General features: G+C 62.5%; 13 protein-coding genes and 1 pseudogene. 5 read left to right on the top strand and 9 right to left on the bottom strand.

Features of this window, described 5'->3' with window-relative positions:
* Nucleotides 1–17: 17 nt before the first annotated feature.
* The 6 genes and pseudogenes from LB547_RS09750 to LB547_RS09725 form a co-directional block, all read right to left on the bottom strand.
* Nucleotides 18–467 carry a DUF488 family protein gene (locus tag LB547_RS09750; RefSeq protein WP_140759603.1) on the bottom strand — a complete coding sequence of 150 codons (450 nt, stop codon included), beginning with the start codon at nucleotides 465–467 and terminating at the stop codon, nucleotides 18–20.
* Nucleotides 467–1,084 carry a DUF488 family protein gene (locus LB547_RS09745; RefSeq protein ID WP_140759607.1) on the bottom strand — a complete coding sequence of 206 codons (618 nt, stop codon included), beginning with the start codon at nucleotides 1,082–1,084 and terminating at the stop codon, nucleotides 467–469. Before LB547_RS09745 ends, LB547_RS09750 begins: the two co-directional genes overlap by 1 nt.
* Nucleotides 1,085–1,087: 3 nt before the next feature.
* Entirely contained in the window at nucleotides 1,088–1,756 is a 669-nt protein-coding gene (locus tag LB547_RS09740; protein ID WP_140759610.1) for a hypothetical protein, read from the bottom strand.
* Nucleotides 1,757–1,922: 166 nt separating this feature from the next.
* Complete coding sequence (locus LB547_RS09735; protein WP_140759614.1) at nucleotides 1,923–2,507, bottom strand: Swt1 family HEPN domain-containing protein; 585 nt, start codon at nucleotides 2,505–2,507, stop codon at nucleotides 1,923–1,925.
* Entirely contained in the window at nucleotides 2,504–3,229 is a 726-nt protein-coding gene (locus LB547_RS09730) for a DUF5343 domain-containing protein (protein WP_140759617.1), read from the bottom strand. The genes LB547_RS09735 and LB547_RS09730 overlap by 4 nt, the downstream gene beginning before the upstream one ends.
* 359 nt (nucleotides 3,230–3,588) lie before the next feature.
* Nucleotides 3,589–3,744 (bottom strand): annotated as a pseudogene (locus tag LB547_RS09725) (aromatic ring-cleaving dioxygenase); the annotation flags it as partial.
* A 405-nt stretch (nucleotides 3,745–4,149) separates the two neighbouring features.
* Between LB547_RS09725 and LB547_RS09720 the strand changes: the two are divergent.
* On the top strand, nucleotides 4,150–4,983 hold the full coding sequence (locus LB547_RS09720; RefSeq protein WP_224655843.1) for a methyltransferase domain-containing protein: 834 nt from the start codon (nucleotides 4,150–4,152) through the stop codon (nucleotides 4,981–4,983).
* Nucleotides 4,984–5,186: 203 nt separating this feature from the next.
* Nucleotides 5,187–5,330, top strand: coding sequence for a hypothetical protein (locus tag LB547_RS09715; RefSeq protein WP_181168574.1), 144 nt, complete (start codon nucleotides 5,187–5,189; stop codon nucleotides 5,328–5,330).
* A gap of 9 nt (nucleotides 5,331–5,339) precedes the next feature.
* Here the strand turns inward: LB547_RS09715 and LB547_RS09710 are convergent, their stop codons facing one another.
* The 3 genes from LB547_RS09710 to LB547_RS09700 form a co-directional block, all read right to left on the bottom strand.
* A complete protein-coding gene (locus tag LB547_RS09710) occupies nucleotides 5,340–7,661 on the bottom strand; it encodes a cation:proton antiporter (RefSeq protein WP_140759619.1) in 2,322 nt (773 codons plus the stop codon).
* 357 nt (nucleotides 7,662–8,018) lie between these two features.
* Nucleotides 8,019–9,293 (bottom strand): DUF763 domain-containing protein, encoded by a 1,275-nt coding sequence (locus LB547_RS09705; RefSeq protein WP_140759622.1) that lies wholly within the window; start codon nucleotides 9,291–9,293, stop codon nucleotides 8,019–8,021.
* Between the two features lie 161 nt (nucleotides 9,294–9,454).
* On the bottom strand, nucleotides 9,455–10,147 hold the full coding sequence (locus tag LB547_RS09700) for a DUF2270 domain-containing protein (RefSeq protein ID WP_140759625.1): 693 nt from the start codon (nucleotides 10,145–10,147) through the stop codon (nucleotides 9,455–9,457).
* A gap of 228 nt (nucleotides 10,148–10,375) precedes the next feature.
* Between LB547_RS09700 and LB547_RS09695 the strand changes: the two genes are divergently transcribed.
* The 3 genes from LB547_RS09695 to LB547_RS09685 all read left to right on the top strand — a co-directional run bounded on the left by LB547_RS09695 (nucleotide 10,376) and on the right by LB547_RS09685 (nucleotide 11,989).
* Nucleotides 10,376–11,107, top strand: a complete 732-nt coding sequence (locus LB547_RS09695; protein ID WP_140685637.1) for a gamma-glutamylcyclotransferase — start codon at nucleotides 10,376–10,378, stop codon at nucleotides 11,105–11,107.
* A gap of 130 nt (nucleotides 11,108–11,237) precedes the next feature.
* Nucleotides 11,238–11,561 (top strand): ArsR/SmtB family transcription factor, encoded by a 324-nt coding sequence (locus tag LB547_RS09690; protein WP_140499215.1) that lies wholly within the window; start codon nucleotides 11,238–11,240, stop codon nucleotides 11,559–11,561.
* Complete coding sequence (locus tag LB547_RS09685; protein WP_140556318.1) at nucleotides 11,558–11,989, top strand: SRPBCC family protein; 432 nt, start codon at nucleotides 11,558–11,560, stop codon at nucleotides 11,987–11,989. Before LB547_RS09690 ends, LB547_RS09685 begins: the two co-directional genes overlap by 4 nt.
* Nucleotides 11,990–12,038: the final 49 nt, after the last annotated feature.

Below are 12,038 nucleotides of genomic sequence, written 5' to 3'. Positions count from 1 at the left end.
CATTCCTAAAGGCCTACTTACAGGTGTCGGACTTTGAGGGGTGAGCCCCATTTTGAGTTTAGATACTCGCAGACTAGGCGCCGGTGACAATGATGTGGCGTTGCCTCAGAACATAGTAGGCATGTTCCATCGAACATGTCGGGCCGTAAGCGATCTTCGATTTTTCGGCTTTCCAGCAGCTGAGTGAACTGCTTTTCGTAAGCGCTCCAGTCGCCTTTCTCTTTCCTATATGCATCGAGAATGTTCGCTGTCGGCGCAAGCATCGGCTGATGTACGTACTGAATGCCACCAATTTTTCTGAGGAAATACGCCAAGTCTTCCGCCTTGGCGAAACCAGCCAGCTGAGAGGTGTTGTTGAGCCGTACGTCGATCAGTTTCTTTACATTTGCGTTAAGCAGCCGCTCGAAGAAACGCTCAGCAGTCGACTTGGTGAAGCCAATGGTAGAGACGGGAATCGAGTGCATCATCAACTCGCCGCTGTGCGCCGCTGCGCAGATTGCGGTTGCTCTGCGTAGGCGACTCTTCGGGCGCGTGCGCGATAGGCATCCGCCAGCTTTGTTCGGTTGCCGTTACCAAGATCCATCTCCTGCTGATCATTGGATTTCAGAAGCCGTTGTTCGATTCCTTCCTGATCAATGGCATTGCCGTCAGGAAGAATATGCTTAACCACAACGCCCTGTTCGGAAAGCGCTCGCCCAACCAAGAGGCATCGGTGGCAGTCTAGCGGGTCGCGCTCTGAGCACATCAAGGCTATGCGGTACTTCACCGAACCGTCCATGACCCTTTTTAGGCCTTCATGAAACTCTGGAGCCTTTGCCATGGACTCGTAGTCCGCCACCCCTTCACAAAAGTACTGACTGCCGCTTGGGCGCCCTCCGAGTTCCTTACCCAGAAAAGAGTAAGCTATGCCATCCATCTGGAGTTCGCTCTTGAGTAGGTCTTGGCTGAAGTGAGGGAAATGACGGGAGTAGGGAGCGCTGCGCACGTCAGCTACCGCAGTGACATCCGCTTTCCGGAGAAGCGTCAAGAACCGCTCATAACTCAGCGTTGAGTGACCAATGGTATAAACAATTTTGTCCGACATGAGCTATCCGTGAACGCCGTTGACCATCATATAGCATTTGTCCGCCGGATTACCGAATGGTCGAGCCAAACCTAACCGCACATGGTAGCGCGCGGCTTCGGGCAATGCTTGGCGGGCTGCATTAAGCCCACCCTGCCTCCAAGCTTCCTTCAGTACCTTGCTTGAGACTGCCAGTTGGTACTCACGATGGCCATCATCGACGACTGCTTTCAGTTTCTCGAAGCTCTCAACCAATTCAATCGCATCTCTGTCGACCTGAATCGCGCCGAGTGATCGAGTTTGAGCCCCGGCAGGCACATAAACGCCTTGGAGAACACTATTCCATTGATTGTTGTTCTCCACATGGTTATCGAACGCTGCAGCCACTGTCCCGAAAATGGCCGGGGAACCTGCTCCAATCCAGTTGATTGGTCCGGCATTTACAAGCTGGATAGCGTTCACGTCGACAAGAATGTCTTCTGTGCTATGCGGAAAAGCACCCGTGTGCGCTTGTCCGGTCGGTTGGAATTGGACCGTCGCACCCGGCACCACACCATGATTCTGTAGTCGCGCTAGCGTCCAATTGGCACCGCCCGGAAGCGGGCGAATCATTTGCTGCGTGTGCGTGCACCATCCTGCGACGCAATAATTCCCAGTACTCATCTCGGTGACATCTGTGATGGTAAGTCTCATTTCGTCCCCCCTACGCGAACCAGACCGCTGTGCTACCCTGCCGTACCAATTTGATCCGTCGCACTGCGCGGGCTGCCGCGGTCATTGGCGCGTGCTGCCCATATCCCATTAAACTTCTGATAGCGCAGTGAGATGTCCACCGTGACGGTTAACGCCCATCTGGGGGCTACTTCGGGCCTTCGAGTAGGCGGAACCAGTCCTTTACTGTCAGGCGTAGGCGGTCGACCTCATCCTCTGCTAACAACCCACAGTGAGCAATCGGCCCACGCAAGTTGTTGAGCGAGTACATCACTCGGCCCATTGCTTTTTGATTGCTCAGGATCCCTCCAAACAGCGGCCAGTTATGGCGGATGATGTCCCCAAGATGCCCGAAGGTTACATAATCTAGTTCATTATCAGATCGTGGAGTGAAGCCGGCTTCCTGCTCACGCTGCTGGTTGTTCCTGCATTCCTCCTTCGCTGACGGTGGACTATGCTCCTCCCACCAGACCGGGCCAAATTCTTCCGTTAGAGTCTCGTCGATCAGCTTCCGGATGTCGTTTTCAAGCATGTAGAATAGTTTGTAATGCTCAGCCATTCTCACCGCGTTGGTCCGGACATCTTCCGAGAATTGTGAGATTGATGATTTGATCGTCTGTTCATCCGGTGCCGGCGTATCCGCAAAATCTTTGGTGGGGTTCAGTTCATCGGCTGCGATCTTGAGGGCTGCACATTTGAGTATGAAAAGCTCAACCTGGTTTTCGACGGTCATTGCATCAAGTTCTCTTTGATGCTTCGAAAGATCGCGTTTAAGATTTTCAAGTCTGACGTTTCCGGCAGTACGATATTGATGTTGTAGGCGAGGCGTATACCGCCATTGCTAGAACTACCCGCGCCAAAGCTACCGGGCATAGATCCCATTGAATTAATTTGTCCCTCATCGAAGCCCGCGCCAATATCAATATCTTCCCCTGTTATGTCCAAGTCAGTGGGCACAAAGGACTTCACGGCGCTGAACGTTCCCTTGATCGCCTGGACCACCTTGTCGTTGGGTTTGAGGCCGGTGATCTCAACGATTATGTCACGGAGCTTATTGTCTGGCACAGTGTGGGCGTAGTCGCTTCGCTTGAAGATTTCAGGGAAACCGTTGCGCAATGCTTGATGAGCTGCCCGGCCTCTCCCGCTCTCCGTGCGAAATTTGGCATACAGGTCCGTGGGTACGCCATCCGTGCTGAGCATCCCAAGCTTCTTCAAGATTGGTGGGATAGCCCTGCCGGCGCCACCCTTGAGCTTTAGGACATTCTCAAGAAAGTCGGAATTGAACTTGGGCGGCTGAGCTGCCTCTGTGATCCGTTCCAATATCTTTTTGAGTGTTCCGCTAGCGGCGAGATAGGGTAGCCCTCCGGGTATTTCCCGTCGTGCGGCGGAAGCGGTCTTTGCCTCTGGTCCGGTGATGCCTGGTGCCGCTGCTTGGTTCGGCTTTGCTTCTGCCATTGGTCCCCCTCGCAAATGATCTTGGAGCTTATTTGGCATTATTCGCTATCGCTAAGCAACTGCACTGGCGAAAGACTGCCAGACAGAATGATTCAATCCGCAGTGCGTCGGCCCGAGTGAAGTCAGTTTAGCGTCGCCTGGACAATGGCGCCGATATCATGACGCGCAAAGCAGTCGTTCAGAATTCGACCCGAGAAAGCCAAATTTGGGAATCAAACTCTCGGCGCCACATCACCCTGTAGGCAAACGCAATTTTCAGTGTTCAAGATTAAGGTCAGCTATACCTTGCCGATGGCGCCGTCACTAAACTCCCAGCGTCGACTCCGTATTCACCTCGATCGCTCATCCGCCTTGTCCTTGCCGAGGCGCACGCGGAAGCGTTCGCCGATGCGCTCGCGCAGCCATTCGGCGTGCTGCCGCTGCGCCTCTCCATCATAGTAGATGTGGGCGTGGTAGCTGGCGATCTCGGCGAGCGGCCGGGGCTGCCCGGCCGGCGTTGAACTGGCTTTGCCCATCCCGATGCTCCCCTCCGCCTGTTGTCTGGCGAAACTCTAGCCGAAGCACGGAGGCGTTGTCTGTAGCCGTGATCAGCCGGCGCGTTTCCAGCAGGCGATGACAAGGCCCGGTTCGACCTTCTCGTTGGCCACAGGTCCGCCGCATGGCGGTGGATGCTCAGCCGTGCGAGTTGGCGGTCCAGATTGCGGATCGCTTGCAGCGCCTACAACGCGATGCCGCATTCAGATGTCTGCTTTTGGGTAAGCGCAATCAACGTCGTGCGGCCGGCTTGCAGCGCATCTTGTCCATCTGGCCGTCAACTGACGAGGGCAATGACCGGCGCTAGCTGCACTTAGCTTCGCAGGGCATTGCGTGATGCCGCTCGGTGCGCTTCTATCCGTGCCGCGCCATTGGGGGGTCATCATTTGTCTGCCAGGAACGAAACGTCCACCGGCCACGAAGCGAGCGAGGCTGGCTGGCTCGATCTTCATTTCGAATCGTCGCGCCCTGAATATGAGGCGGCCTTGCTCGATGCAGGCATCCGCCCGGGCTGGCGCGTGCTCGATGCCGGTTGCGGCAGCGGCGGCTTCCTGCCGCTCATCGCCAGCGCCGTCGGCCCCTCCGGCTTCATCGCCGCACTTGACCTCGCGCCCGAAAACATCGCCCGGGTCGAGGCGCTCGCGGGCACGCTGTCCGAGCCGCCGGAAATCGCCACGTATGTCGGCAGCATCCTGTCGCTGCCATTCGCCGACGCATCGTTCGATTGCGTCTGGTCCGGCAATGTCATGCAGTATCTGACGCCGGCCGAGTTCGAGCTTGCCGTCGGCGAGGCCAGGCGCGTGCTGAAGCCGGGCGGCATCTTCGCCGTCAAGGATTTCGATTCGACCATCCTGCAGATCCTGCCCATGGACCGGGCGCTGCTGGCGCGCTTCATGGCAGCCAGGCTCCAGGGATTTCGCGACCGGGGCGTGCTCGGCACCGATTGCGGTTCGACGCTTCCGGCGCGCCTGCGCCAGGCTGGCCTGGAGGTCGTCAGCCGCAAGGGCTGGCTGGTCGAGCGCTGGGCGCCCGCGCCTCGCTTCACGCGCGACTATGTTCGCGACCTGCTGGCCTATTTTGCAAGCGTCGCGCCGGGCTATGCCCTGCCTGATGCCGACCAGGCCTACTGGCGGGACCTGAAGCAGCGGCCGGATCGCCTGCTCGACGATCCGGACTTCTGCTACCGCGAGTTCTTCGTCATGGCGGTTTGCCAGACGTAGCGCTCCGCCGCGACGGCCGAAGTCGCGGGCGGGTGCGCGAGGCCGCAGGCAAACCCGGTTCCGAGATCGAGACTGAGCCAAGCCGCATTCGCCAGCCCTCCGCTCAAATGGCCGGCTTTCGAGCGAATTTCTTCGCGAACCGTTAATTCGGCCGTGCTGTTAATAAGCATCTGCTAATGAACTGGTTCGCGCGGGGGTACGCAATGACCAAGAATCTCGGCAATGCACGCTATGTGCCGCCAAAGGAACAGCAAGGCTCGGCCCTCGGCAAGGTCGCGCCGGCCTTGTTTCCGCTGGCCGTGGTGGCGCTGGGCTATGTGATCGGCAGGCAGTTCTTCGGCCTATAGGCTCCGCCATCAGGCACCGGTTTCGGCCGCGGCCTCGGGCCTTGCTTCGGCGCGGATGCGGTCGCTTGCCACGAGCACGACGGGGCAGGCGACGGCGGCCAGCACCGCCATGGCGGTGTCGCCGAAGAACAGTTCCTCGCCCGGCCGCTGCGTGACGCCCATCACCACCATTGCCGCTCCCTTGGCCACTTCCCTGGCGATCGCCTTGTCGGGCGTGGCGCGGGCGCGGATGGCGGTGTCGACGGCGACGCCGTAGCGGTCGGCGAGATCGACGACGTCCTTGAGCACCGCCTCCTCGCGGCGGTGCGAAACGGTGCCTTGCCGGGCGCCTTTGCGCGCCTGCGAGACATAGAGCACCTTGACCCGCGCCCGGTGCGGCCTTGCCAGCGCCAGGGCGAAATCGGCGGCGCGGCGCGACACTTCCGTGCCGTTGACGGGCACCAGGATGGTGGTGCCCGCGCGCAGCACCGGCATCTTGCCCCCGGCGCCGGCACCGTTCAGCACCAGGCAGAGCGGACCGTCGAAGCCGCTCGTCATGTCGTTGAGTGCTTCGGTGAACGATCCCTTCTCGGTCAGCATGGCCTCGAGCCCGACCAGCAGCAGGCCATAGCCCTTGCGCGCCTCCTCGGCGATCGTCCGCGCGGTCGCTTCGCGTTCGCTGCGGGCGGTGAGATGCACCTTCTCGACCGGCGTGTCCTCGGCCTTGCTCACCGCCTTGGCGCTTCTGGCGGCGCCCTTCTTGACCTCCTTCAAGGCACGCTCCGGGCCCTTGTCGCGGGCCGGGCCGGCAAGCCTGCCGTCCTTGAGGTGGAGAAGCGTGGTCGGCATGCCGCTGCCGCCGCCGACCAGGCCGGCGAGATAGGCGGTGAACTTGCCGACCGGGCTGTCGTCGACCAGCAGCAGCAGCCGCTCCAGCTTGGAGACGAAGCCGCGCTCGTCGAGCAGCTCGCGGTCGACCCGTTGCTTCTCGGCGTCTTCGACGGGCAGCCGGCCGAGCGCCCAGCGCAGCATGGGCGGCATGGCGAGCGTGGTGATGACCGCCATGGTGACGATCATGGTGAACAGGTTGTGGGAGAGGATGTTCATCGACAGGCCGATCGAGGCGACGATGACCTCGGTCGAGCCGCGCGCGTTCATGGCGCTGCCGACGGCGGTCGCCTCCTTCAGCGTCATGCCGGCGAAGCGGCCGCCGATGAAGGCGCCGCCGAACTTGCCGATGCTGGCGATGAGCACCAGCGCCAGCGTCAGCAGCGCCAGCGTCGGGTCGGCAAGCACGGTGAGGTCGGCCGAAAGCCCGGCCATGCCGAAGAAGATCGGCATGAAGAGCGCGGTGATGACGCCGCGCAACTGGCTCTCGATGTGGCTGGACAGGATCGGCGATTCGCCGACCAGTATGCCGGCGACGAAGGCGCCGAGCACGGTATGGACGCCGATCAGATTGGTGATCAGCGCCATCACGCCCATGATGATCAGGATGACCGATATGACGGCGTATTCGCTGCGGAAGGAATCGTTGCTCCAGCGGATCAGCGTGAACACCAGCCGGCGGCCGATGGTGAAGGAGAACACCATGAACAGCGCCACTTCGGCCACCGTCACCACCAGCGGCACGATTTGGAGGCTGCCATTGGTGGCGATGCCGAAGGTGACGGCGATGATCAGCCAGCCGATCGTGTCCTCGATGATGGCCGAGGAGATGATGACCTGGCCGAGATTGCGGCGCATGAAGTTCATCTCGCGCACCACCATGGCGACGATCTTGACCGAGGAGATCGACAGGGCCGTGCCAAGGAAAAGCCCGGCGACGACGCGCTCGCTGGGGTCGGGCAGCAGCGTGTCGGGCAGGAACTGCGCCAGCGCGAAACCGCAGGCAAAGGGCACGACGACGCCGGTTGCCGAGATCGAAAAACACGCCGCGCCCACCCGGCGCACCAGGCGCAGGTCCGTCTCCATGCCGGTGAGCAGCAGGAGCAGCAGGACGCCGAGCTGCGAGACCGCCTCGATCATGCTCTTCTGCGCGGGGTCGGTCGAGAAGATCAGCTGCTGCGCGCCGGGCCAGAGCCAGCCGAACAGCGAAGGCCCGAGCAGGATGCCGCCGATCAGCTGGCCCATGATCGCCGGCTGGCCGTAGCGCTGGAAGATTTCGCCCAGGCCGCGCCCGACCAGAAGCAGAAGCACGATCTCGGCGACGAAAACGCCCTCCGCCGAGCCGCCCATGCCCGCGGCGTGGCTGCTTGCCTGGGCGGCCCAGGCCGGGCCTGCTGAGGCAAGGACGGCGGAAGGGATGAGAATGGCAGGAAGAAATCTCGTTTGCGGCCAGTGCCTAATCATCCAACCCCTCAACGCGGATCAAGTCCGCTGCGCATAAACGTGCAATGCCGCGCAAGGTTGCGGCGGGTCGGGCCAATCTGTTCCGGCCGATCTGTTGGGGTAAGTGCCGACATAAAAGACAGCCCTCTTCTCCCCGTCTCTATACGGGGAGAAGGTGCCGGCAGACGGATGAGGGCAGCGCCGACATGGGAAAAATACAGGATCCAGATGGTATTTGCCGAAACCTTGGCGCCGCCCCTCATTGTCCTGCCGGACATTTCTCCCCGTATAGTGACGGGGAGAAAGGCCCATCTACCGGCTGGACGCCGCCCGCGGATTGCTTTGCCAACTGTCGGCGTTGCGGCCGCGATCGGCGATCTAGCCCGACTTCTTGGCGCCCTCCGGCAAAGCACCTTCAGGCGGCGGCTCCGGGCCGAAGACGCTGCGGCCGCCGAGCAGATGCGACTGGTCGAACTCGCCGGCGACGATCTCCTTCAGGCTCGGGCCGGTGACGTAGCGCTCCAGTCGCCGCGCCTGGCCGTCGAGCCGCTGCAAGGCGGCTAGCTCCTCCTCGCGGCCGAGCTTGGCCTTGGCGACTGCCGATTTCATGACGGCGATGGTTTCGTCATAGACCTTCAGCGGCACCGGAAAGGGATGCCGGTCCTTGCCGCCATGCGCCAGCGAGAAGCGCGCCGGGTCGGAAAAGCGGCAGGGCGCGCCATGCACCACCTCCGCCACCATGGCCAGCGCCCGCACCGTGCGGGCGCCGACGCCCGGCACCAGCAGCAATTCGGGAAAGTCCGTCGGGCCGCTCTCGATGGCGGCGGAGATGTTGCCGTGCAGCCGGCGCATGACGATGTCGCTTTCGCGCACGTCATGATGCGCCGGCATGACCAGATTGGGCAGCATCGGCTGTGCATTGTCGCGCTTTGCCGAAGCCGTCGCGGGCTCGATGGCGGCGAATTCGCGCACGATCCGGTCGGGACCAAGCTGGCGCAGAAGATCGAGCTGGCCGCTGCGCGACGCCTCGGCGCGATGGTCGGTGAGATTGACGATCTCGCCCTGCCGCTCGCCCTCGATGGCCGCGTGCGGCTGGTCGACGAAACTCTTCAGCCCTTCCGACAGCCAGTGGTAACGGCGCGCCTGCCTTCTGTCGCCGTTCATGCCTTGCTGGACGACCACCCAGCGGCTGTCGTCGGTGACGATGAAGCCGTGCAGATAGAGGTCGAAACCGTCCTGAACGGCGGCGCTGTCGACCTTGGCGACCAGGCGGCTGGCGGTGGCAAGGGCCGCGCCGTCGAAGCCGACACGTTCGCCGATCATCTCCAGCTCGTGCGGCGTCTTGCGCGAATGAGCGCCGCGGCCGCCGCAGACATGAATGCCGAGCTCGCCCGACAGCGGCGTCAGCCCGCGCTTCAGCGCGCCGATGACGCTGGTGGTGATGCCGGACGAATGCCAGTCCATGCCCATCACCGCACCGAAGGACTGGAACCAGAAGGGATGCGCCAGCCGGCGCAGCAGCTCGTCGCGGCCATAATGGTGGACGATCGCCTGGCACAGCACGGCGCCGAGCCGCGTCATGCGGTCGCCCAGCCATTTCGGGACCCGTCCGCCATGCAGCGGCAGGTCGGCGCTGCCGCTTCGCTGCGTCACTTGTTTCGATGCTCCGTGGCTGGCCGCCCAGAGGCCGGCTCTCTCCCTCTAGATGGCATCCATGCGGCCATTTTCCAAGCTGGCAGCAGGTGCTCATTCGCGGTTTGATTCAGGATGGCGTCTCACCCGGTTGTTCGCAAAGCGTTTTTGTCCATCGCGGACTAGACATGCACGTCGCCGAAGGAGAGTTCGCCGTTGTCGTCGGGCGTCAGCAAGGCGACGGCCAGCAGGCCGGCAAAGAGGATGGCGACCAGCGTGACGATGACCAGGCCGGGCACGGGCCCCAGGGCGGCGGCGCTGACGGCCTCGCGCAATGTGCCGACGAAACCCACCGGCGCGGCCTTGTCGAGCAGGCTGGGCGTCGATAGTTTGAGGATCCAGGCGAGCAGCAGGATCAGCATCATATGGATGTAGTTGCGGCGCAAACGGCGCGCCAGCGCCACCCGCTGCGAGACCAGGAATTTCGGCGTGCGCAGGCTTTCGCCGACGATCAGCAGCCAGTCCGAGGCGAAGTCCGGCTGCGGCGAGAAGATCTGCGCGAAATAGTGGCGCTCGAACTGGCGCACGCGGGCGCGGTAGACGTCGAAGAAGCGGTAGCGCCGCGCCTCGATCCACAGCAACAGCAGCACCAGCAGCATGGCGAACAGGAGCACGCCGTGATGGGCACTGGCCGTCGACAGCGACACCGACAGCATCGCGGCCACGACGGTGATCGCCCAATTGCTGGTCCTGTCGATACGGTCGCGCCATCCCGCCATGCGCGCAATCTCGGCGCGATGGAAATGCGACATCACGGTGACCATTTCGCTGGGCGAAAGCGTCCTGCCGATGGGCGTTGCCGGCGCATCGTTCATAGTTCCCTCCCAACCCAATGAAACGCGTCGAACGCGATCTCGTTCCGCCGGCGGCGGATGGCGCCGACCCAGGCGGACTTTCGGCCACTTCTGTCGCGACGGCGGTGCGCCGAGGCTTTTCAAACGCTTGGGCAGGTCCGCTCAGCTTCTGAGTCAGCGTCCGAGTGGCTCTGGCTCTTGAGAATCCCTTTGCCTTGGGCAACATGGCGGCGAGGCTGGAGTACGAAAATGAACAGGCCGATATCCGCCGCACGATCACAATCTACGTCGCGAAGCGCGGCGATGGCGCTGACGGAGGCGCTGGTCGCCCGCACCTTGCGCACGGTCGAGGATGCCGGGCCGACGCCGGGCATGGTCTACATGACCGACGCCGACTATGCGCGTTTCAGCGATGAAATACTGGCCGATGCGCCGGCCGGGCCGCTGAAACTGTTCGCCTATGGCTCGCTGCTATGGAAGCCGGCGGGCGAGGTGAGGGGAGGCGAGCGCGCGGTGGCGACCGGCTGGCACCGCTCTTTCTGCTTCACCGTGCAGCGGTTTCGCGGCACGATCGAGCAGCCCGGCCTGATGATGGCGCTCGACCGTGGTGGCCAATGCCAGGGCATGGTGTTCGAGATCGCGGAGCCGGTTGCCGACAATCTCGAGGCGCTGCTGCGCCGCGAGATGACCATCCTGCCCGCCGTCAACGTGCCGCGCTGGCTGCGGGTCAGGACCGAGGGCGGCATGTGCCGCGCGCTCGGCTTCGTCGTCGATCCCGCCAATGCGCGCTATGTCGGCAGGCTGGACAAACGGGCGATCGCGGCGACGCTGGCCCGGGCCGCCGGCCATTGGGGCTCGGGCGCGCAATATCTGTTCGAGACCATCCGCCACCTCGACGCCTGCGGCATTCGCGATCGCAACCTTTGGCAGTTGCAGGCGCTGGTGGCCGAGGAGATCAACCGCGTCCACGCCACGGTTTAGCGATCGGCGTTCCCAGCGCAGCGCGACCCGAAAGTTTCCGGACGCTTTCCCGCCCCTCCAAATCTTCCGCTTGACGAATACATATCCCGACAGTTATACGTTAATCAATAGCCAACGGGTTATCGATTAAATGCCGGATGCTCATGATGCGCTCTTCAGGACGCTCGCCGACCCGACACGGCGCGCCATCTTCGAACGGCTGTGCCGCCAGGGAGAGCAGACGGTGGGAGCGCTGACGATCCAGTCGGGGGTCTCGCAGCCGGCCGTGTCGAAGCATCTTGGCGTGCTGAAGCAGGCCGGGCTGGTGCGCGACCGCCATGAAGGCCGCCAGACGCATTACAGCGCGCAGCTCGGCGCGCTGGCGCCGCTGATGGACTGGACGCGTGAGATGGCCGGGTTCTGGGAAAGCCGGTTCGACGATCTCGAGGATCTGCTCAAAAGGATGGACCAGTGAACGACAGTGTCGCCGAGACCCGCACTGTCGTCGTCGAGCGGCAGATTTCGCATCCGCCGGAAAAACTCTGGCGCGCACTGACGCAACCGCATCTGATTGAGGAGTGGCTGATGAAGAACGATTTAAATCCGGTCGTGGGCCATCGCTTCAACCTCAGCACCGCCTGGGGCGGCGTGCTGGATTGCGAGGTGCTTGCCGTCGAGCCGCACAAGACGCTGTCCTACACCTGGAACCTCGCGCACCAAGACCCGGCCTTCGATCTCAGGAGCGTGGTGACCTTCACGCTCACCCCGACGCCTGCCGGGACCCATCTGCGCATGGAGCAGTCCGGTTTCCGGCCCGAGCAGAGGCGGGCCTATGGCGGCGCCAAGATGGGATGGCCGAAATTCCTGGAGAAGCTGGAAGAGCTCCTGGCACGGACGGACTGAAGTCCGCCGGCCGGGGTTCATGGCAAGGCTGTTCGAAGGCGGCCGCCGC

Source organism: Mesorhizobium sp. B264B1B (assembly GCF_020165765.1).
Taxonomy (GTDB): Bacteria; Pseudomonadota; Alphaproteobacteria; order Rhizobiales; family Rhizobiaceae; genus Mesorhizobium.
Note: the sequence above shows the minus strand (reverse complement) of the source record. Positions and strands in the feature narration are given on the sequence as shown.